The 23,136-nt window shown below is 34.3% G+C and carries 18 protein-coding genes; 3 read left to right on the top strand and 15 right to left on the bottom strand.

The genetic code is table 11. The annotated features are described in order from the left end of the window. Positions 1 to 96: 96 nt before the first annotated feature. The 6 genes from EOD40_RS00090 to EOD40_RS00065 form a co-directional block, all read right to left on the bottom strand. Positions 97 to 1,005 (bottom strand): pseudouridine synthase, encoded by a 909-nt coding sequence (locus EOD40_RS00090; RefSeq protein ID WP_128192871.1) that lies wholly within the window; start codon positions 1,003 to 1,005, stop codon positions 97 to 99. 139 nt (positions 1,006 to 1,144) lie between these two features. After that, positions 1,145 to 2,101 (bottom strand): geranylgeranylglycerol-phosphate geranylgeranyltransferase, encoded by a 957-nt coding sequence (locus EOD40_RS00085; RefSeq protein WP_128192870.1) that lies wholly within the window; start codon positions 2,099 to 2,101, stop codon positions 1,145 to 1,147. 41 nt (positions 2,102 to 2,142) lie between these two features. Continuing rightward, positions 2,143 to 3,081: a mevalonate kinase family protein gene (locus EOD40_RS00080; protein ID WP_128192869.1), complete on the bottom strand. Its 939-nt coding sequence runs from the start codon at positions 3,079 to 3,081 to the stop codon at positions 2,143 to 2,145. A 4-nt stretch (positions 3,082 to 3,085) separates the two neighbouring features. Continuing rightward, entirely contained in the window at positions 3,086 to 3,388 is a 303-nt protein-coding gene (locus EOD40_RS00075; protein ID WP_128192868.1) for a type II toxin-antitoxin system RelE/ParE family toxin, read from the bottom strand. A 2-nt stretch (positions 3,389 to 3,390) separates the two neighbouring features. Further along, positions 3,391 to 3,609 (bottom strand): hypothetical protein, encoded by a 219-nt coding sequence (locus EOD40_RS00070; RefSeq protein ID WP_128192867.1) that lies wholly within the window; start codon positions 3,607 to 3,609, stop codon positions 3,391 to 3,393. Positions 3,610 to 3,638: 29 nt separating this feature from the next. Next, a complete protein-coding gene (locus EOD40_RS00065) occupies positions 3,639 to 4,742 on the bottom strand; it encodes a diphosphomevalonate/mevalonate 3,5-bisphosphate decarboxylase family protein (protein ID WP_128192866.1) in 1,104 nt (367 codons plus the stop codon). Positions 4,743 to 4,846: 104 nt separating this feature from the next. Between EOD40_RS00065 and EOD40_RS00060 the strand changes: the two genes are divergently transcribed. Beyond that, the gene (locus EOD40_RS00060; protein ID WP_128192865.1) at positions 4,847 to 5,323 is read left to right on the top strand and encodes a TspO/MBR family protein; all 477 of its coding nucleotides are present in this window, start codon (positions 4,847 to 4,849) and stop codon (positions 5,321 to 5,323) included. A gap of 42 nt (positions 5,324 to 5,365) precedes the next feature. On the opposite strand, the gene EOD40_RS00055 is transcribed toward EOD40_RS00060, so the two are convergent. The 9 genes from EOD40_RS00055 to EOD40_RS00015 form a co-directional block, all read right to left on the bottom strand. Then, positions 5,366 to 6,109, bottom strand: a complete 744-nt coding sequence (locus tag EOD40_RS00055; RefSeq protein WP_128192864.1) for a carboxypeptidase-like regulatory domain-containing protein — start codon at positions 6,107 to 6,109, stop codon at positions 5,366 to 5,368. Positions 6,110 to 6,180: 71 nt separating this feature from the next. Next, the gene (locus tag EOD40_RS00050; protein ID WP_128192863.1) at positions 6,181 to 7,389 is read right to left on the bottom strand and encodes a BaiN/RdsA family NAD(P)/FAD-dependent oxidoreductase; all 1,209 of its coding nucleotides are present in this window, start codon (positions 7,387 to 7,389) and stop codon (positions 6,181 to 6,183) included. A gap of 111 nt (positions 7,390 to 7,500) precedes the next feature. Beyond that, positions 7,501 to 8,190, bottom strand: coding sequence for a glycerophosphodiester phosphodiesterase (locus EOD40_RS00045; protein WP_128192862.1), 690 nt, complete (start codon positions 8,188 to 8,190; stop codon positions 7,501 to 7,503). A 96-nt stretch (positions 8,191 to 8,286) separates the two neighbouring features. Then, entirely contained in the window at positions 8,287 to 10,164 is a 1,878-nt protein-coding gene (locus EOD40_RS00040; RefSeq protein ID WP_128192861.1) for a glycoside hydrolase family 13 protein, read from the bottom strand. Positions 10,165 to 10,359: 195 nt separating this feature from the next. Continuing rightward, entirely contained in the window at positions 10,360 to 12,471 is a 2,112-nt protein-coding gene (locus EOD40_RS00035; protein WP_128192860.1) for a glycoside hydrolase family 97 protein, read from the bottom strand. A 34-nt stretch (positions 12,472 to 12,505) separates the two neighbouring features. Beyond that, positions 12,506 to 14,806 (bottom strand): glycoside hydrolase family 65 protein, encoded by a 2,301-nt coding sequence (locus EOD40_RS00030; RefSeq protein ID WP_128192859.1) that lies wholly within the window; start codon positions 14,804 to 14,806, stop codon positions 12,506 to 12,508. Between the two features lie 77 nt (positions 14,807 to 14,883). After that, the gene (pgmB, locus tag EOD40_RS00025; RefSeq protein WP_128192858.1) at positions 14,884 to 15,555 is read right to left on the bottom strand and encodes a beta-phosphoglucomutase; all 672 of its coding nucleotides are present in this window, start codon (positions 15,553 to 15,555) and stop codon (positions 14,884 to 14,886) included. A gap of 15 nt (positions 15,556 to 15,570) precedes the next feature. After that, positions 15,571 to 16,920 (bottom strand): MFS transporter, encoded by a 1,350-nt coding sequence (locus EOD40_RS00020; RefSeq protein WP_128192857.1) that lies wholly within the window; start codon positions 16,918 to 16,920, stop codon positions 15,571 to 15,573. Positions 16,921 to 17,108: 188 nt separating this feature from the next. Next, complete coding sequence (locus EOD40_RS00015; protein ID WP_128192856.1) at positions 17,109 to 18,131, bottom strand: LacI family DNA-binding transcriptional regulator; 1,023 nt, start codon at positions 18,129 to 18,131, stop codon at positions 17,109 to 17,111. Between the two features lie 234 nt (positions 18,132 to 18,365). Here EOD40_RS00015 and EOD40_RS00010 point away from each other — a divergent pair, with 234 nt between their 5' ends. Together EOD40_RS00010 and EOD40_RS00005 are read left to right on the top strand one after the other, a co-directional pair. Beyond that, positions 18,366 to 21,341, top strand: coding sequence for a SusC/RagA family TonB-linked outer membrane protein (locus tag EOD40_RS00010; RefSeq protein WP_128192855.1), 2,976 nt, complete (start codon positions 18,366 to 18,368; stop codon positions 21,339 to 21,341). A 50-nt stretch (positions 21,342 to 21,391) separates the two neighbouring features. After that, positions 21,392 to 23,005, top strand: a complete 1,614-nt coding sequence (locus EOD40_RS00005) for a RagB/SusD family nutrient uptake outer membrane protein (RefSeq protein ID WP_128192854.1) — start codon at positions 21,392 to 21,394, stop codon at positions 23,003 to 23,005. Positions 23,006 to 23,136: the final 131 nt, after the last annotated feature.

Genomic DNA, 23,136 nt, shown 5'->3' with positions numbered 1-23,136 from the left:
TTGGTATAGTGTTTTTGTTAATGCCATCAATAAACAAAGAAGCCGTCTCAAATTTTAAGTTTTGAGACGGCTTCTTTTATTGTAAAAGAAAGAATTTTAAACGTTCTTCAAATTGATGATTTCTTGTTCGGTAAGTAATCTCCAGTTACCACGTGGTAGGTTTTTTTTAGTTAAACCTGCAAAAGCAACACGGTCAATTCTTAAAACATCATAATCGAAATGCTCAAAAATATTACGGACTACTTTTACGTTTGCTGTTTTTAATTTAAGTCCTATTTCGCTTTTTGCTTCACCTTCTATGTAGCTTACTTCTTCCACATAAACACGGTGTCCGTCAATTACCAATCCTTTGCTTATTTTTTCTAAATCTTCAAATTTCAAGTTCTTGTCTAAAGAAACTTGGTAGATTTTAGATGATTTTTGATTAGGTAGAGAAAATTTTCTAATCATATCAGTATCATTGGTAAACAATAAAAGACCTGTGGTGTTTTTATCCATTCTACCTACAGCCGCAATTTTTGCAGTAGTTGAACCTTTTACCAATTCCAATACATTTCTAAATTCCTGTCCTTCATCAAGAGCTGTAGTAAAGTTTTTTGGCTTGTTTAATAAGATGTATACTTTTTTCTCCGGAGTTAATTTCACTCCGTCAAAATTTACATCGTCACCAGGTTTTACTAAATAACCCATTTCGGTAACAGGAACACCATTTACTTTTACGTTTCCTGACTGGATGTAAATGTCGGCATCACGACGTGAACAAACTCCTGAGTTGGAAATGTATTTGTTCAAACGCATTTCATCTTTTGCCTTCGCTCTTTTAGGAGCCTGATTAGGCTTTTTTTCTATTTTTTTAGCAGCTTCTTCAGCGGCTTTTGTGCTTGGTTTTGCTTTTTTAGGTCCTTGTGCTCTTTTTGGCATCGCAGGTTTTGGCTTATTAGAACTTGGTCTGGAACTATTTGGTCTGAAACCGCCTCTTTTATTATTGCCTTCCTTATTATTCATAATATTCTATAATTTTACTTCATCAGTTCTGATTATATTAGAACTCGTGCCTGCAAAGATAGTATTTATATAGTTGTTAATTGATAATTGCCAATTATAAAACACTAACTAACTCGTTAATAAGAAGATTCTATTGTTCTTAAAACGACAGTAGTAGTTTTTTTCCGTGCCATAAAACACTTGGATTAATTAATACAATGCAAAAGACTCCGGATACAATCAGGAATTTAAGTACGTTGTGTAGTAGTAAGAATTGAGCTTTAGTATTGGATTTCCATAAATATTTTAAGAAAAAAACTAAAACAATCAGGCAGGAATAGAAATAGATATCCATATAACCCACATCGTATATTTCGATTAGAATATAAACAGGAAACAAGGTCAAAAGACTCAGAAAGCTGATTATTTTTTTTGAAGTTTCTTCTCCATATAAGATGGGAATGGTTTTGTAATTGTCAACAAGGTCACCTTTTATGTTTTCTAAATCCTTAATCATTTCTCTTATGAGTAACAATAAAAATAAAAATGTTGCATGTGAAAAAATAACCATGAATTGGTTTTTATAGCTTTCTATTTCATACAAAGGAAGTTTAGTGTAATAATACAATAAAATGGCGAAGAAAGGCAGCACAGCCATAAAAGAAGCAGTTAGGTTTCCAATTAATGGGTATCTTTTGATTTTATGGGAATAATACCAAATGAGAAAAATATAAACTGAAAAGAACAAAAAAGCACGCCAGGAAATGAACCAGGCAATAAAAGCAACGATAAAGTTTAAAGTAAAATAAACTTTTAGCTTAGTGCTTTGACTAACTAATCGGTCTAACATGGATTTGTTGGGGCGATTGATTAAATCTTTTTTACTGTCGTAAAAATTGTTGATTATATAACCCGAAGCGATAGTTAGTGAGGAAGTAAAAACAATTAGAAACAAATTAAAATCAAGTAAAATATCTAAAGCTCTTATCTCAGGAGCAAGGATAAATATAGCCGATAAATATTGCGCTAAAATGATGATTGGTATGTTGTAACCTCTAACTACAGAGAACAAACTGATAATTTTCATCAATAATAGTTTGTTTTTTCTGTTCAACATTTTTAAAAGTTAAAAGTTTGCCGTTCTGGGTTTTTTGAAGATTAAAATTGGTAAACTACTTCTAATTTATAATCTTTTAATGATGTTTTAGCGCGTTCTAGATCTTCTGTGAAACCCAGAATATAACCGCCACCACCAGAGCCGCACAATTTTAAATAATAATCATTGGTTTCAATTCCTTTTTGCCAGATTTCGTGAAACTGTTCCGGAATCATGGGTTTAAAGTTGTTTAAAACCACACGAGATAACTTTTTAGTGTTCATGAATAAAGATTTCATGTCGCCACCAAGGAAATTTTCTACGCAGGCATCGGTATATTTAACAAACTGGTTTTTTAGCATGGTACGGAATCCTTTGTCTTTAAGGTTTTCCATGAAAATATTAATCATTGGAGCAGTTTCGCCTATAATTCCGGAGTCTAACAAGAAGACTGCGGCTTTTCCATCGAAACTTTGATTAGGGATTCCTGTGGCTTCAATGTGGTCTTTAGAATTAATAAGAATTGGGATGCTCAAATAACTGTTTAATGGGTCTAATCCTGAACTTTTCCCGTGGAAAAAACTCTCCATTTGGGCGAATATGTTTTTTAGCTGCAATAGCTTTTCACGAGTCAAATTCTCCAAAACAGTGATTTTGTTTTGAGCATATTTGTCGTAAATAGCCGCTACCAGTGCACCGCTACTTCCTACACCATAACCTTGTGGAATGCTGGAATCAAAATACATTCCTGTTGCAATATCGTTTTTTAAGGACACTAAATCAAAAAATACCAGATTAGCTTTTTCCTCTTCTAATTTTCCTAAATAATCAGCAAAACGTTTTAAACTGGCGTTTGAGGCGATGGCTTCTGTCGAAGGATTTTCCTCTTTTTTCAATGCGCCATTATAGAAGTTATATGGAATAGACAATCCTTTAGAATCACGAATAATTCCGTATTCTCCAAAGAGTAATATTTTTGAGTAAAATAAAGGTCCTTTCATATTTTTATTTTAAGTCTTTCAATTTATTTGGGTTTTGTCTGGTGTCAAAAACAGAAACGATAACAATATGTTTGATGTTGAAATGATAAAACAAACTGGTTTGTTTACTAATAACAACTTTTCTAATCTTTTTATTTATGCTTGAAATTGGAAATAATTCCGGATTTTTAACAATTAATTGTATTGTGAAATTAATCTTATTTGAAAATTTTCTTTTTACTTCATTATTCCATTTTGCTTCTAAGTAGTTAAAAATTTCTTCTACTTCAATTTTAGCTCTAGGAGTAATTACAACTTCCCTTTTCATCTTTAAAGATGTGGTTTTATAAAATCATCAAAAGAAGAAAAGTCACCTTTTTTATATTCTTCTAAAGATTCGTTTATCGTATTTTGTTGCTCTTCTGTCAAATCATCCCACCAATCTTTCTTTTCTTTCCTGAAAATAGATTTGATAGATTCAATAATAGATTCGTCATTGGTTTCCAAGACTTTTTTTATTAATTCTAATTTTTCTAATTGAATGTTCATGATCTAAAATTTTACTAAAGATACAAAAATTACAATTGCATTGCTCCATTTCCAATTTCGTCACAAATGTACTGCGCATTTTGACAATAGTCAACTAATTCGTCTTTAATAAATTGCAATACTTTTTCTTTTTGGTTTTCAGGATATAAAACATGCACATTTGCACCGGCATCGAGTGTAAAACAAACCGGGATTTGGGTCTCATTTCTAAATTTCCAAATCGTATTGATGATTTGCAAAGTGTTGGGTTTCATTAAGATGTAATACGGCATGGAAGTCATCATCATCGAGTGTAATGTTAAGGCTTCACTTTCAATTATTTTAATGAATTCTTCCAAATTACCATTTTCAAAAAGGGCAATCAGTTTATCTAAGTTTTCATGCGCTTGCGCAAATCGCCTTTCGGCAAAAGGATGGTCGTGCATCAAATCATGTCCTACAGTACTGGAAACCTGTTTTTCGCCTTTGTCAACTAATAAAATAGTATCCTGATAGTTTTTGAAATTTTCGTGAATTGCAGATGGAAATTCAACTCCAAATAAATCCGAACTCCCTTCAATATTAGCTTGTTGTCCCCAGGCTACCACTTGTCCTTTTATACTTCGGCATGCACTTCCTGAACCCAAACGCGCTAAGAAAGAAGCTTTTTTGTAAAAATAATCATCCGTCATTGCAGGATTTAAGGTTTTTTCTAAACTCATTAAGTTCATTGCTAAAGCGGCCATTCCCGATGCCGATGAAGCAATCCCTGAACTGTGCGGGAAAGTATTTTGGGTATCAATGGTAAAATGATAGTCTTTCAAAAACGGCAAATAGCTTTCGATTCTTTCAAAGAATTTTTGGATTTTTGGCTTGAAATCTTCTTTGGGTTTTCCTTCAAAAAGCAAATCGAATGAAAACTTATTTTCTGTCCCAATGGGCGGAGTCGAAATGTGTTTTTTGGCGAAAGTCAATTTGGTAATCGTTTTACAGTTGTTCAATGTAAAACTTACCGAAGGATTTGCGGGAATCTGATTGTCTTTTTTTCCCCAATACTTCACTAAGGCTATATTACTGGGTGCACTCCATTGAAATTGACCGCTTTCTATAGATTGAGTATATGGAGTAGGAATAAAATCGTTTGCTGTAAACATGAATGATAAAATTTGCGCAAAGATACTTTTTTTGCTCTATAGGTTGATTTGTTTATTTGTTCAAGTATAAAGTTTTTGATTATTTTTGACCCAAATTGAATCAGATGAATAAGATTACTAAAATAATTTTTGCTGTTGTTGCTTGTCTTGCTGTTGGCTATTTTTCTAGTACTGTGACACGTAATGCTATTTTAGACTGGTACCCAACATTGGAAAAACCAAGCTTTAATCCGCCCAATTGGATTTTTGCACCCGTTTGGTCTGTGTTGTACATTATGATGGGAGTAGCCGCAGGCTTAGTTTGGGATCGAATTGCGTATGAAAGCGAAATTATTCAGAAAGCCTTGTTGTTTTTTATAATTCAGCTGGGATTGAATGCTTTGTGGTCGTACATTTTTTTTGGATTGCACAACCCAATGTTAGCCGGATTGGAAATAATTCTTCTGTGGTTATTAATTTATGAAACTTACATTCAGTTTGCTAAAATCAATAAAGTAGCAGCTTATTTGTTGATTCCATATTTAGCCTGGGTAAGTTTTGCCGCTGTATTGAATGCGAGTATTTGGTGGTTGAACCGATAAAATTTCAATATCAAAATACAATGGCAATGTCAAAAAGCAAAATTATTCCGGAGCATGTATCTTCTTGAACTCAAGACTTTTTTTGTAAAGAAAATCCATTAATATCAAATCGTTTGAGTTTTCGGAGATTGTTTTTTTTGATTCGGGATCAAAATTGCAAAAACTAAGAAAGGGTTCTATTTCTTCCTTTTGTAATTTTAAAGTCTCGGTATAGAATTTTTCATTAAAGCTAGTTTTAGCCACTTCTTTAAATTCTTCGGGATTAACCGCTTTTTCTTTTTTGTCTTTGAATAATCCACCAAAAAGCATTTTTCCAATTTCTACAAAATCCATTCCGTTCTCAATTGTACCATTATTGACACCTTGAACTTTTAAAGCCCTTGCTTTTTTGAGTACCTCAGCTTCCTTTCTTTTTTGTCGCTCTAATTTTTCGTCAAATTTCCAATCGATATCTACTCTATGAATAACAACTTCATTAAGTTCTTCCGGTTTTTTATCAATCCGAACAATTATATTATTGGTTTTTAAATCTTCTAAACTTAGTTTTATTCCTTTTAAATTATAGTCTTTAACATAAAAAAGAATACTATCGTTTACACTTGCCGAAAGTATAAATTCTCCCCTTTCATCGGTTTTGGTTCCTGTTTGTGTGTTTTTATTGATTACATCAACATTTTGAAGTAAAAAATTGTCTGACATTACTTTCCCTCTAATCAATTGATGGGTTTGAGAATATAGAAACGGACTGGTACAAGCGAACAGAAGTAAGAGTAATTTTAGTTTCATTTGAATAATGATTTGTAAGTAAAATTACTTTTTTTCACTAAAGTATTTTTAGCGTTTAGTGTAAAGTTATGTTAAATTGCATTTGCCAGAATAAACCCGCTTGTCCAGGCATTCTGGAAATTAAAGCCTCCTGTAATAGCATCGATATTTACAATTTCACCGGCAAAATAAAGATTTTCATGTAGTTTGCTTTCCATGGTTTTGAAATTGATTTCTTTTAAATCAATTCCGCCGGCGGTAACAAATTCTTCTTTAAAAGTACTTTTTCCATTGACCTGAAAAGAGGCATTTGTTAATTGTTTGGCTAAATTTTGAATTTGAATTTTAGATAAATCGGCCCATTTGGTTTCTGCAGGAATATTTGAAGCCAGAACTAAACTTTCCCAAAGTCTATTGTTTACTTCAAAAGGCGATTTTTTTGAAACCGTTTTTTTAGCGTGTTCTTGTTTTAAGTCTTTCAAAATATTCTCGGCATCATTTGTGTCCACATCATTGAGCCAATTTACTTGAATGCTAAATTGATAATTTTTATCATGCAAAATTCGAGCTCCCCAAGCCGATAATTTCAAGATTGCAGGACCACTCATTCCCCAATGCGTAATCAATAACGGACCTGTTGAAGCCAGTTTTGTGTCTTTGACTTTTACCGAGACTTGTGTGGCAACTCCGGGCAATTCCTTAATTCGACCATCTTTAATATTGAATGTAAACAATGACGGAACCGGATTTATAATTGCATGACCTTGCTGTTGTAGCATTTCCCAAATTTTGGGATTACTACCTGTTGCCAGGATGAGTTTTTCGACCAGATAATTCTCGTTTTGAGTTTCTATTTTCCAATGACTTTCTTTTTTGAAAATCGATTGTAGAGATTGTCCTGTAAGAACTGTAATTCCTAGTTTTTGAGTTGCTTTCAGGAAACAATCAATAATGGTTTGGGACGAATTAGAAACAGGAAACATACGTCCGTCTTCTTCTATTTTAAGTTCAACTCCGTGTTTTTCAAACCATTCTATCGTATCTCCAGAGCAAAACTGATGGAAAGGACCACGTAATTCTTTTTCGCCACGCGGGTAAAATTTTACTAATTCATTAGGTTCAAAACAGGCATGGGTTACATTGCAACGACCACCGCCAGAAATGCGTACTTTTTGCAAAACTTCATTACCGCGCTCCAGAATAGCTACTTTTATTTTTGGGTTTTTTTCGACAATATTTATGGCTGTGAAAAATCCTGCTGCGCCACCGCCTACAATTATTATGTCAAAATTTTGATTCATTTTTTAAATCATTAAGGGAGTTAAGAAATATTAAGTTGTTTTGTGTTTTTAAACCATTAAGAGAATTAAGAAATATTGAGTGATTTTTTCTTTTAAAATACTATAATGCTCTTATGGTTTAAAATAAATCCTGTCTGGAAAATCGGAGATGATCCCGTTTACGTTTAAGGATTGCATTCTTTTTATGTCGGACGCTTCGTTGACAGTCCAGGGATAAACATCAAAACCATTTTCTTGTAGTTTTTTGACGTTTTCTAAATTCAATAATTGAAAATCGGGATTGATTGCTTTTGCCTGAATTATTTTGGCGAAAGCCAAAGCCTTATCTAAATCTGTTTCGGTTAGTACAGCCGTTGGGATTTTAGGATTAATGAAGTCAATTTCTTCCAGGGCATCCCAGTTAAAGCTGGAAACCAAGAAATCGCTGTATTCCCAGTTTTTCTCGCTAATATATTTTTCGATTAATTGGACTACTTTGGCAGCGGTTTCAAAAGTTTTTAATTCGATATTGATAAAACAATGTCGGTCAACCAAATCAAAAACTTCGACTAATGTTGGTATTTTATTGTTGCCTTCAATGCTGAAATGTTGTAATTCAGCTTTAGTGAATTTATTGACTTCGCCTTTGCCATTAGTGGTTCGGTCAACGGTTTCATCGTGAATGACCATAAGTTCGCCATCTGAACTTAAATGCACATCAAGTTCAATAGCATCAACTTGCAAGTCGATTGCTTTTTGAAAACTGGATAAGGTGTTTTCCGGTTCATATCCTCTTGCTCCGCGATGACCTATTTTGAGCATAGTTTTGGTTTTTATACAAAGGTAATTAAAATAAAAAAGCACCAATTGAAAACGATTGGTGCTTTTGTGCATTATGCTAATTGTTTTATTCGAAATTTATTTTAACTCTAAAATCAAAGCCGATTTACCTTCGATAGGAATAGCTTTGGATAAATCAAAAATGACATCGGTCAGAACTTCTTTCGCCGTTTTGTAATTTTTAATGTTTTCCTGGAAACGCTTGGTATCAATAGTTCTGGTTTCAGGACTGTTGTTGATTATAATCATCACGCTTTTAGTGGCATTGTATCTGAAATAAACATATACATTGTTTTCAGGAATGTAATGAGTTGTTTTGCCAAAATGAACTGCATCATTGGTTTTTCGCCAATTGAATAATTTTGAGGTAAAATTGAAGTATTCATTTTGAAATTCTGTACGGCCTTCTTTGGTAAAAGCATTGTTGGTGTCTCCGTCCCAACCGCCAGGAAAATCTTTACGGATATCAGCATCACCTAAGTTTTGATCGCCTGCCATACCAATTTCGGAACCGTAATACAATTGAGGAATTCCTCTAATGGTTGCCAGCATGGTCATTGCCATTTTGTATTTTCGAATATCGTTTTTGTAAATTTGATTGAAGCGTTTAGTGTCATGGTTTTCTGCAAAAATCAATAGATTACTTGAATTTGGAAACAGAAAATCTCTGGCAATAATATCGTAAACTCTGGTTACTCCTTTGTCCCAGTTGCCATCATCTTCATCAAAAATAATTTGCAAAGCATCAGAAAGGGCAAAATCCATAACACTAGGTAAATGAGAATTGAATTTCTGGATTTGACCTATAGGGCTGTCTTTTTGCCAATAGGAAAGTAAGCCTTGATTGCGCAGCGTGATTTCGCCAACCAGATTAAAATTAGGATATTCGTCGGTAATGGCTTTAGTCCATTTTGAAATTCCTTCGGGTTCAGAATAATTATAAGTATCTACTCTAATACCATCTAAATTAGCATATTCAATCCACCAAATTGCATTTTGACAAAGATACTTGAGAACCAGAGGATTCATAATGTTTAAATCGGGCATTGAGGGAACAAACCATCCATTGATGCAAATGTCCCTGTCGATTTTAGAAGCATTGGTATCACTTATCGTACTTCTTTTATGGTTGGTTTGGGTGTAATTATCAAATTGGTGAATCCAATCTGGAGTAGGTAAATCTTTAATCATCCAATGTTGCAATCCCCAATGGTTAGTTACATAATCCATGACTAATTTCATGTCACGTTTATGCATTTCTTCGCCTAAGCGAACATAATCTTCGTTAGTCCCAAAACGGGGATCTATTTTATATACATCCGACTGACCGTAAGTGTGATAGGAATATTCCGCATCATTGTCTTCGCAAAGTGGGGTGCTCCAAATGCTTGTTGCGCCTAATGAGTGGATGTAATCCAGATGTTGAATAATTCCTTCAATATCTCCACCGTGTCTTCCTCCGGGTAATTCACGGTTGTATTTTTCGGTTGTGCTGCTGTCGTTATCGTTGTTTTTGTTTCCATTGGCAAAACGATCCGGCATTAAAAGATACATCATATCTGAGGCGTCAAAACCTTTGCGTTGGGCAGAATTTTTTCTTCTTTCTTTTAACTCATATTTTTGAGTAAAGCTTGTTTTGTTTTTGTTTTTAAATGTAAAATCGACAGCAGTTCCAGTAACTTTTTTAGTGTTAATGGTAATGAAAATATAGTTTGGGTTTTCAGTACGTTTCACATTAGTAATCACCGCCGGATTAGCTGTCGAGACCTGGTATTGTGCAATATCTTCGCCGTAGAATAAAATTTGGACTTCTGGATTATGCATTCCGGAAAACCAAAAGGGAGGTTCGATTCTTTGTATTTGTGCGTTTAACGAAATATTCATAAAGAAAATCATTAAGATCGGGACATAAAAAAACCGAACTGATATATTTGGAAATTGAATTTTGTATTTCATAATTCAGATATTTATTGCTTTAAACTAATTCAATGATGAATTTAGCTTGATTTAAAGAATTAATATTCTGAATCCTAACCAAACGAAAATAATAAAAATAATTTACTTTTAAGTTGGTTAGGATTCAGAATCAAGGAATAATGATTTTTTTAATCCCGTATTGATTAAATAGGAAATCTCTACGGGATTATTTATTTAATTAGCAATAATACTGATGGCATATCCTCCACCTGGAGCAGAAAACTGAGACAATTTTGATTTATTGGTAACAGTTATTTTTCTAATGGTATATGCCTGTGGATTTGTTTTGTAATGAGCATCTTTTCCATCTGCATAAATGGTTGCAGTGTATTTTTTTCCTTTTTCCAGAAAATCAAATGCAATGTTTGAAGTTCGGGGAGTTTCACCATTTACATTTCCTATAAACCAATTGTTGCTTCCTTTTGCTTTACGGGCAACGGTAATGTATTTTCCAGGTTCAGCTTCTAAATAGTTGCTCTCGTCCCAATCAACCGCTACATCTTTAATGAATTGAAAAGCATCAGGGAATTTTTTGTAATGTTCGATGATATCAGCAGCCATTTGTAAAGGGCTGTACATGGTTAGGTACAATGCTAATTGATTGGCAAGTGTACTGTTTACATGAGAATGATTATCAGGATTTAATTTGGTTAAATCCATTTCGAAGATTCCGGGAGTATAATCCATTGGTCCACCAATTAAACGTGTAAATGGCAATACGGTTACGTGATTTGGTTTGGAACCACCAAAAGCCTGATATTCTGTTCCTCTGGCAGCTTCGTTACCAATTAAGTTAGGATAGGTTCTGCAAATTCCTGTTGGACGAATAGCCTCGTGAGCATTGACCATGATTTTATAATCGGCTGCTTTTTCAATAGCATATTGGTAATGATTTACAATCCATTGGTTGTAGTGATTTTCACCTCTTGGCAAAATATCCCCAACATAACCGCTTTTTACAGCGTCATATCCATTGTCTTTCATGAATTGGTAGGCTTTATCTATGTGACGCTCGTAGTTGCGAACAGAACCTGAAGTTTCATGATGCATGATTATTTTTATTCCTTTTGACTTAGCATATTCATGCAATCCTTTGACATCAAAATCCGGATATGGAGTTACAAAATCAAAAACATAATCTTTTGAATGACCAAACCAATCTTCCCAGCCTTCATTCCAACCTTCGACTAAAACCGCATCAAAACCATTGGCGGCAGCAAAATCAATGTACTCTTTTACATGAGCATTGTTAGCACCGTGTTTTCCGTTTGGTTTTGCTTTGCTATAATCCGTTACGCCTAATTGTACCGAAGGAAATTCATCAGTGTAAGCCCAGGAACTTTTCCCGGTAATCATTTCCCACCAAACTCCGATGTATTTTACAGGTTTAATCCATGAAGTATCGTCAATTTTACAAGGTTCGTTTAAGTTTAAGGTCATTTTTGAAGCCAAAATAGTTCTGGCATCATCACTCACCATAATAGTTCTCCAAGGCGACTGACTTGGTGCCTGCATGTATCCTTTATCTCCTTTGGCATCAGGAGTTAACCAAGATTCGAAAATCATGTTTTTATCGTCTAAATTCAAATGCATGCAAGAATAATTAATCAAAGCGGCTTCGTGAAGATTGATGTATAATCCATCTGCCGATTTCATCATCAATGAAGTTTGTACGCCTGTAGGTGAAAATGATTTTTGTGATACATTTTCGGTATATGCTTTTTCAGATAAGCCTCTGATTTCAGATAATTTTGATTCGGTGTAATCGTATTCCTGAGTGTCATAATCACCAGGAATCCAAAATGCAGTGTGGTCTCCCGCCATGGCAAACTGACTTCTTTCTTCTTTAATTACAAAATAAGTCAGGTTTTTTTGTGATGGGAATTCATATCTAAATCCAAGACCTTCATCAAATAAACGGAAGCGAATTATGATTTGACGGTTTGTTTCATTCTGGTTTAAAGTTACTGCCAATTCATTGTAATGATTGCGAATTGATTTTACTTCGCCCCAAACCGGTTTCCATGTTTCATCAAATGTGCTCGATTTTGTGTCCTGGATTGTGAAATCATTCAGTAATGATTTTTTATCTGCTTTTAATTCTAATCCTAGCGTACTGGTTTTAATTACATCTCTGCCTTTGTATTTCAGATTGTAAGTAGGCGTTCCGTCATTTTTAAGCGAAAAATCCATTGTCAGCAAGCCATTTGGCGACTTTAGCTGTTGGGCATTTGTGTTGTTCCATACTAAGAAACAAATGCATAAGGTTAACATATATTTTTTCATATTCTTGAGATTTAAAGAGTCAATATCTTTGTAATTAAGCTGTAACTGTTTTTGATATAATTGTTTCTTTTCCATTCACAACAATTGCTAAATCAGCATCGCTATCAACTGAAAAAGTGGTTTCATCATGATTTACCATCACCGTTAAAATTTGGTTTCTGAAATTAATTTTAAACGAATAGGCTTCCCATTCTTTAGGGATTTTTGGCGAAAAATGAAGACTGTTGTCTTTGACTCTCATGCCGCCAAAACCTTCTACAATACTCATCCATGTTCCGGCCATCGAGGTAATGTGGCAACCTTCTTCGACTTCCTTGTTGTAATCGTCTAAATCCAGTCTTGAAGTTCGCAAATAAAAGGCGTATGCCATATCCATTTTGTCCAAAAGTGCCGCCTGAATCGAATGAACACAAGGTGAAAGCGAACTTTCATGAACCGTAAAAGATTCATAAAATTCGAAATTACGTTTCAATTCTTCTTTAGAAAAATGATCTTCAAAGAAGTAAAAGCTTTGTAAAACATCAGCCTGTTTGATGTAAGGTGAGCGCAATACCCGATCCCAGGACCATTTTTGGTTAATTGGTCTTTGTGATGCATCCAAATCTTTTACCCGAATTAAGTCTTTGTCTAAGAAGCCATCTTGTTGAAGAAAAATCCCTAAATCCTCTGATTTTGGGAAATACATATTGTTTGCCACTTTTTCCCATTCATCAATTTCAGCTTCAGTCAGCTTTGTTTTTTCAATAATTCGACAAAAATCAGTGTTGAAATCCGTTTTCACTTTCTCGATTTGTTCTACTGCATAATCAATACACCATTTTGCAATATAGTTGGTGTGGAAATTATTGTTCACATTGTTTTCGTATTCATTAGGCCCTGTAACTCCTAAAATGACAAACTGATTTTTCTCTTTTGAAAAATTAGCTCTTTGATGCCAAAAACGAGCAATACCAATTAATACTTCCAATCCTTTTTTAGGAATATAAGAGTAGTCACCAGTGTATCTGTGATAATTATAAATTGCAAAAGCAATAGCACCATTTCTATGAATTTCCTCATGGGTGATTTCCCACTCATTATGACATTCTTCTCCATTCATAGTTACCATTGGATATAAAGCGGCACCATTTTTAAAGCCCAGATTATTTTGGGCATTTTCAATGGCTTTCTCTAAATGATTATACCTGTAAGTTAATAAATTTCGTGCTACTTCCTGATTTTTTGTAGCCATATAAAATGGAATACAATAGGCTTCGGTATCCCAATATGTGGAACCGCCATATTTTTCGCCTGTAAATCCTTTTGGCCCAATATTTAATCGGCTGTCCTTGCCTGAATAGGTTTGGTTTAACTGAAAAATATTGAAACGAATGCCTTGTTGTGCTTTTACATCTCCATCAATAGTGATGTCTGACATCTCCCAAATTTTAGCCCAGGATTCTGCCTGTTCTTCCAATAGTTTGTCATATCCTTTATCTACGGCTTCTTTAATGGCTTTTTCAGCTGCTGATAAAGTGTTGTTATGATTTAATGAAACCGTATAACCACCTATTTTTTGTATCGATGAGGTTTGTCCTTTGCCAATAATCGTTCCATAGGTAAATTGAATTTTATCCTGTTTTGAATCGATGGATGAAGCAGAAATATTGATGTTTTCACCATTTGCAAAAATGCTGTTGTGCATAAAAGTGCTAACCTTAAAATGTGTTTTAAAGGTTTGCGCTGTCAAAAAGGCTTCGTTGGTTCCTTTTTTTATTTCTAGCGGTTCCCAGAATTTTTCTTCCCAGTTCGCATCTTCGTTAGAAACCCCGGCATCAATATAAGGTTTGTAAACTATTTTAGAGTCTTTGTTTAAGGGTGTGATTTCGTATTTAATTACTCCTATTTCGTCTAAATTTAAAGAAAGAAATCGACGCACATTCACGGCAATTTCGGTGCCGTTTTGCAATGTAGCTTCAAAAGAACGATTATACCAACCTTCTTTCATGTTCAATTCCCTACGGAAATTTGTCACTTCAGGACAACTATTCAAGTCAAGACTTTCGCCATTAATCTCAATGTTAATTCCAATCCAGTTAGGAGCATTTAATACTTTGGCAAAATATTCCGGATAGCCATTTTTCCACCAGCCCACTTTAGTTTTATCAGGATAATAAATTCCTGCAATGTAGCTTCCCTGAAAAGTTTTACCCGTATATTTTTCTTCAAAATTTGCCCTTTGTCCCATCGCTCCGTTGCCTATGCTAAAAAGGCTTTCGGATGATTTTACATTTTCAGGATCAAATCCTTCTTCTATTATTGACCAATTGTCTGGTTTTATATAATCTCGATTCATTTTATTTCATTTAAACATTTAAGAAATGCATAGGAATGACTTAAAAAGCAACTCCTGACTCTTTATTTCTTTTTCTACTAATTTTTCTCTCCAATTAAATTCTCAATGAAAGAAGTAGAGATTTGGGTAAAATTCTCAAAGATATATTTGGCTTCATGAAGTGTTTTTGTTTCTCCAATTCCAATACTGGTCATTTTTCCAATGTTGGCAGCCTGAATTCCAGCTACTGAATCTTCAAAAACAATGGCGTTTTTAGCTTCGGTATTTAGATTTTTGGCAGCAATCAGGAAAACTTCAGGGTCTGGTTTTGCGTTAGTGACATCGTTACCGTCCACAATGGTGTCAAAATAATGAAGGATTCCCGTTTTCTCAAGAATGGGTCTGGCATTTTTACTGGCCGAACCCAGTGCGATAAGTTGTTGTTTTTCTTTTAAAAAATCTAAAACTTTCATGACACCCGGCAAGATTTCGTTTTTATCCATATTCACTAAATAGGATAGGTATTCTTCATTTTTTTCAATGAGCCATTTGTTTTTATCTTCCTGTGAAGCTTTGATATTTCCTAATTCTAAAATAATATCAAGCGAGCGCACACGACTAACTCCTTTTAAGAGTTCATTGTCTTTAATTGTGAAATTTATATTTAGTTTAGAAGCTATTTTTTGCCAGGCCAAATAATGATATTTAGCGGTATCGACAATTACGCCATCTAAATCAAATAGAAAAGCTTTTTTGTTTAACGAGTTCATTTTGTGATGTGTAATTTATTGTTGGATGTCGTCGACATCTTTCACTTTATAGACTAATAGGGCAGCGATTAAAAAGCTTAATCCGCTGGTGATTAGTGCATAAATAGCGTCTCCATTATAGAGGTATTTTACAATTGGTCCACCAATAAGCGCATTGACAATTTGAGGTATTACCACAAAAAAGTTGAAGATTCCCATATATACGCCCATTTTTTTAGGCGCAATTGAACCGGCAAGAATGGCGTAGGGCATAGCAAGAATACTCGCCCAGGCAACTCCTACGAGTATCATTGGTAACACGACCCAATTTTCATCGGGCATGAAATAAATCGAAATTAATCCGATACCTCCAATAATTAAGGAAAGAGCATGAGTCGATTTTCGTCCAATTTTTTTAGCGATATAAGGCAGGAAGAATAAGGCGATAATTGCCGAAACTAAGTTGTAAACGCCAAATAATATTCCTACCCAGTCACCGGCATTTTGGTATTGTTGACTCGAAGTATCTTCTAATGGTAATCCATAAATATGATGTGCAATGGCGGGAGTTGTAAAAACCCACATTCCAAAAAGTCCAAACCACGAGAAAAATTGTACCCAACTTAATTGGCGCATCGTGGTTGGCATTTTGGCAAAATCTGTAAAAATATCAGTTAGTTTTGATGTCCCTGTTTCCTGAATTTTTGTTTCTTCTTTTGGGTTTTCAAAAGCATCAAGTTCTTCAGGAGTGTACTCCTTGGTTGTTATTAGGGTTACCAAAATAGAACCAACCAGAGCTACAGCTCCAATGATAAAAGATAAAGCAAGATTCAAAGGAACACTACCGGGAACGGCGTTGTTCGAAATCCCAAACCAGTTGGTTAATACATAAGGTAAAGCCGAACCAATAACTGCCCCAAATCCAATTAGTGCTGTTTGAATGCTAAACCCAGCTGTACGTTGATCGGTTCTTAAATTGTCTCCCACTAAAGCGCGAAAAGGTTCCATTGCAATATTAAAAGATGCATCCATAATCATCAGCATTCCGGCTCCAACCCATAAAGATGGTAAAACCGAAATAAAAATGTCGGCTTGCGGCATCAGGATTAATCCAACCGAAGCTAAAATGGCACCAATTAAAAAGAAAGGTTTTCTTCGTCCGAAACGTCCCCAGGTTTTGTCGCTATAATGTCCAATTATAGGTTGGACAATTAAACCCATCAATGGGGCAATTATCCAAAACCAGGATAATTCATGAACATCGGCTCCAAAAATTTGAAGAATTCTGCTTGCGTTTGCATTTTGAAGTGCAAACCCCATTTGAATTCCCAAAAAACCAAAACTCATGTTCCAGATTTCCCCGAAACTTAATTTACGCTTTTCCATTATCGTAATTTTATATGAATACGATAAGCGCGATGCTTATCAAAACTAACTTGTTTTTCGAAGTAAAAGTAAAAGCTTTGATTAGGGTAAAATTATATGTAAAATTTATGTTTTTGTTTTTAACGGCTAATAAAATGCTGTTTTTTCAACTACAAGGTTGTAGTAAAGCTTGTTTTGAAAGTTTTAGATTACACTTCTGTCGATTCGCGTTCAATTAGATGTGTTTCAATTACTTCTGTTTTATAATTTTCATCGTCACTATCTTCTGATTCTAGTCTCTCGATGAGCATTTTAGCTGCTTTGTTTCCCATTTTTATTCCGCTTTGACTTACCGTAGTAATAGTAGGCGTTGCATATTTTGAAATGATTCCGTCAGTAAATGCAATCACGGCCAAATCCTCCGGGACTTTAAGTCCTATTTTAGTGGCGGCTTTAATACTGGTTACTGCAAAAAGTTCATTTACAGCTAAAATTCCGTCAATGGTTTTGTCCTTTAAGAATTGCTCGATTGTGATTTCACAAGTGTCAACATCTTCAATTTTAATAATCAGATTTTCGTCAAAAGGAATTTCGTTGTCCCATAATGCTTTAGTGTAACCATCAGTTCTGAGTTTGCCCACACTTACATAGTCTACTGTTGTTACCAATGCAATTTTTTTTCGTCCTTTGTCAATTAAACTTTGAACCGCATCATAAGCAGCTTGTTTGTCGTTAATGATTACTTTATCGCAAAGGATTTCATTGGCAACCCTGTCAAACATTACAACGGGCATTCCCTGGTTGATGACTTCGGTAATGTGATGAAAATCTTCTTTGAATTGGGTTTCTTTAGAAAGCGACATGATAAAGCCATCGATGCTTCCATTAGCCAGCATTTCCATGTTGAGGACTTCTTTATCGAATGAATCATCCGAAAGGCAAATAATAACACTATAACCATTTTCATTGGCTACCTGTTCGATTCCATTGATTACTGTAGAAAAGAAATAATGGACTATTTCAGGAATAATAATGCCTATGGTTTTTGATTTTCGGTTCTTTAAGCTTAAGGCAATATTATTGGGTTTGTAATTATAAAATTTGGCAAAAGCCTGAACTTTTAATCTGGTTTCTTCTCCAATGTCTAAACTGTTTCTGAGTGACTTAGAAACGGTTGAAATGGAAACGTCCAGTTCTTTGGCAATTTGTTTAAGTGTTATCTTTTTCTTCATGTTTAGTGTTGAAAAAATTATTATTCGTAATAAAGGTATGTTTTATTTTTATTATTCAAAATTTTATCGATAAATTCTTAGTTATTGTGAAAAGTTTTCAACACTACCACGTTGTAGTTGCTCTTTTGAAAAGGCTATGTGTCGAACATGTTAATAAATCTATAATTTTATAACTCGAAGTAAAGGTAAAGGTGTTTAAAAACTATTAAAAACCTATTAATTTAAGTAAAAGTTATGAAAACAATTTATACAAAGTTGTTGTTATTATTTTTAATATTACCTTTTAGTGTTCTTGCTCAGAATTCGTTGGGAGGTACTGTTTTAGATAAAGTTTCGAAACAACCATTACCAGGAGTAAATGTAAATGTTGAAGGTACCACAAATGGTGTCTCGACAGATTTTGACGGGAATTTTAAATTGCCCAATGTTAAGAAAGGAGATAAAATAGTATTCTCTTTTATGGGGTATAAGAATTCAGTTGTAGTTTTTGGAACCCAAAAGAATCTGATTGTTTCTTTAGAAGAAGATTCCAATCAATTACAGGAAGTTGTTGTACAGGTGGGATATGGAAGCGTTAAGAAAAAAGATGCTACCGGATCGGTTTCAGTTATAAAAGCTGAAGATTTCAATAAAGGTCCCAACGTAACTGCCGAAAGTTTAATTAATGGTCGTGTAGCTGGAGTAAATGTAACTGGAGGAGGTTCGCCAGGTGCTAAGGCAGATATTAGAATTAGAGGAGGTTCCTCTCTTAATGCTTCTAATGAGCCATTGATTATTTTAGACGGTTTGCCTATGAGTAATGCGGTTCCTAGTGGAGCTACAAGTATATTGTCTACCATTGATCCTAATGATATTGAAAGTTTTACAGTTTTAAAAGATGCTTCAGCTGCTGCCATTTATGGTTCTCGTGCCGCCAATGGTGTGATTGTAATTACAACCAAAAAAGGAGCTAAAGGAGCTATGAAAGTAGCCTTTAATTCTCAGGTAGGAATTAGCAAGCTTGCTGATAAAGTTGATGTTTTAGATGCAAATCAGTTTAGAGCATTAGTAAATGAGAAAGGAAATACAGCACAAAAATCAATTTTAGGTACTGCAAATACAGATTGGCAAGACGAAATATTTAGCACAGCAATCACTACCAATAATAACATTTCTGTGAGTGGTGCTTTGTTTAATAAATTACCAGTTAGGCTTTCTGTAGGACATACTACTACACCGGGTATTTTAAATAATACCAGTTTTGAAAGAACAACTACGTCAATAGCATTGAACCCAACATTTTTTGATAATCATTTAAAAGTTGACATCAGCGGAAATTTATCTTTTGGTAAGAATGAATTCCAAGATGAGAAAAAGGTTATTGGAAGCGCTATTTCTTTTGATCCTACCCAATCTGTTTATCAGACAGGTTCTCGTTACGGAGGTTATTTTGAATGGTTAGAAGCCAATGGAAATGTGGCTTTGTTACCGGCTAAAAACCCTGTTGCTATGTTGAATCAAATAGAAAACAGAGCGACTTCAACCAGAAAATGGGGGAATATTAGATTAGATTATAAATTCCATTTCTTCGAAGATTTACGATTCATCGCCGAAGCTGGAATTGATAGATTTGATAGTAATGGTTTTATAAAAGTTAGCGATCAAAGTATAACAGGCTACCAGCCAAAATCGTTTAGTTCTGGGGAATGGGTTAATCTTGGTGGATATTCACATTATACTGATGCACGTGAAAATAAAAACTTGAATACCTATTTCAATTATATAAAAGAAATTGGGAAATTTAAAGTTGATGTTACTGCAGGTTACAACTACCAATTGTTTTCAAGAGTGGGATTTGATAGTTTTCAAACTGTAGATCCTTCAGCCAAAGATCCAGATGTTATCACAGATCCCGATATTAATTTACAATCTTATTTTGGGCGTTTCAACATTGGGTATGACGGAAGATATTTGCTTACTATTAATCATAGAAGAGACGGTACTTCCAGGTTTTCTGAGGATAACAGATGGGGAAATTTCTCAGGAGCTGCATTTGCCTGGAATATTACCAATGAATCTTTTATGAAAGACAACAAAACCTTTTCTAATTTAAAATTAAGATTGGGTTATGGGGTAACAGGACAACAGGATATTACTGCTTCTTATGATTATTTAAGAAGAGTTACTTTGGGTACAACAAATTCGCAATATATTTTTGGAAACACAGCTTATACTGTTGCAAAAATAGAAGGATTTAACCCTAATATAAAATGGGAGCAAACCAAAGAATTGAATATAGGTTTAGATTATGGTTTGTTTGATAATAGAGTGAGCGGATCGCTTAATTATTTCCATAAAAAATCAGATGATTTATTAGCTTCTATCGCTTATCCTGATGGGGCTAACCTGAGAAACGAAGGTTTTGCTAACATAGGTAGTTTTAGTACTAAAGGATTCGAGTTTAGTATTGAATCGGATATTATTAAAACTGATAATTTGAAATGGAATGTTGCTTTTAACACTACTCATTTAGACCAAACAGTAGATGACTTAGGGATTACTGTTCCAGGTTTCCAAGGATATACTACTGGAGATATTAATGGAGGAAGTAATAATAAAATTCAAATAAATACTGTAGGTTATGCACCGCGTTCATTTTATGTTTATGAGCAAATTTACGATGCTAATCACAAACCAATCCAGGGTTCTTATGTAGATCGTAACAAGGATGGTGTAGTGGATAATTTAGACCGTTACAGATATAAAAGCCCTACTGCCGATTATACTTTTGGATTCACAACAGCATTGAATTATAAGAAATTTGATTTCTCAATGAACTGGAGAGCAAGCGTAGGAAATTATGTTTTTGACAACATCAGTTCTGATAAGGGATATTTACAGGCTGCTTTAAGGAGAGATACAGATTTAGCTAACATCACTACTGATTATTACAACACAGGTTTTGATTTTGAAGACAACGGAACCTCAAGATACCTTTCTGATTATTTTGTAAAAGATGCTTCATTTATAAAATTAGACAATGTGACTGTTGGTTACACATTAGATAAATCATTATTAAAAACATTTTCATTGCACTTTACCGCCGGTATCCAAAATGCTTTGATAATTAGCAAGTACAAAGGATTAGATCCGGAAATTTTCTCAGGGATTGATGGTAATATCTATCCGCGTGCAAGAACGTATGTGTTTGGCTTAAATGCTAATTTCTAGTCTTTATTACCAAAAATGAAAATGTCAATAAAATTTAAAAATATACAAAAATGAAAATATCATTTAAAAATAGTAGTTATTTATTCCTATTGATTTTAGGATTAAATATGTTGTTCACTTCGTGTTCAAATGATTTGAATGTTACCCCTAAGGACGATGATGAATTCCTTTCAGAAACATTCTTTAATGATCCGGATTCTTATAAACAAGTATTAGCTAAATTATATGCAGGACTTTATGTAGGTGGAAATGATGGGGATGCATCTGCAGATATTGCAGGTATTGGAGGTGATTTTAGCAGTTATCTAAGGTTGATTTTTTTAATGCAGGAAGTAACTACCGATGAAGCTGTTATAGGATGGGGAGATGGTACTTTGCCAACATTAAATACGCAAACCTGGTCTCCAAGTAATGAGTTTCTATACGGTATTTTTTCAAGATCATATTATGAAATTAGTACGGCTAATGAATTCTTGAGACAAACAACAGATGAAAAATTAACATCAAGAGGAGTTTCTAATGAATTGAAAGCAGAAATTCAGTATTACAGAGCTGAAGCGCGTTTCTTGAGAGCCTTTTCATATACGCAATTGATGGATTTATTTGGAAATGTGCCTATCACAACCGAAGATGACCCAGTTGGATTCTTTTATCCAAAACAAAAAACCAGAGCAGAAGTTTTTGCCTATGTAGAAAGTGAATTGAAAGATTTACAAACTGCTCTTAAAGCTTCTAAAACAAATGAGTATGGAAGAATAGACCAAACAGCAGCTAAGTTTTTATTGGCTCAGATTTATTTGAATTCTAAAGTATATACAGGAGTTGAAAAAAACAATGAAACGGTAACTTTATGTAATGATATCATTACTACTTCAGGTTATACTTTTGCGAATGTACCTTACCGTTATTTGTTTGCGGCCGATAATAATAGAAATGGTGCTCAAACCGAAACTATCTTCCCAATTGTTTCTGACGGACTTTTAATCAGAGCTACCGGAGCAGGAATGAGTTTTATTTTACATGCTTCTATCGGTGGAAGTATGGATGCCAGCGCCAGCGGTATGGATGGTGGATGGTGGGGTCTTAGAACAAGAAAAGAATTTGTTCAAAGTTTTCCTGATGCCACTGCTACAGGAGACAAAAGAGGAACTTTTTATACTAATGGACAATCATTGGATATCAATGCTATAGGTTCTTTTACCGATGGATATGCTGTTACAAAATATAAAAACGTGAATGCTAATGGTACAGCTGCACAAAAGAATGATATTCCTGATACTGATTTTCCAATGTTTAGATTGTCGGATGTGTATTTGATGTATGCTGAGGCTACATTGAGAGGCGGTACCGGAGGAAATTTAACCACAGCTTTGGGATATATTAATGCTATTAGAGCCAGAGCAAATGCGACTCCAATTCTAATCGGAGCTTTGAATCTTGATTTCATTCTTGCCGAGAGAGGAAGAGAGTTATTCTGGGAATGTCACAGAAGAACTGATTTGATTCGTTTTGGGAAATTTACCGGCGGAAGTAAGCTTTGGCAATTCAAAGGAGGAGTTCAGGCTGGTGTTGCAACTCCTGCTTACAGAGACCTAATGCCAATTCCTGCGACAGCAATTCAAGCGAATCCAACATTAGTACAAAATGATGGTTATGTGAATTAATTTGGTTATTTAACGTGAGTTCGATATAATCACGTAATAAATACGTAAAAATAATTGTACAAAAAAGCAAAAGTTAGTATATTTAAAGTGCTTAATTTCAAACAAATACTAAACTTTTGCTTATGCTTTCG

The sequence above is a fragment of the Flavobacterium sufflavum genome, assembly GCF_004016525.1.
In the GTDB taxonomy this organism is placed as follows: Bacteria; Bacteroidota; Bacteroidia; order Flavobacteriales; family Flavobacteriaceae; genus Flavobacterium; species Flavobacterium sufflavum.
The sequence above is the reverse complement of the archived record's forward strand: the minus strand, read 5'-3'. Positions and strand labels throughout refer to the sequence as shown.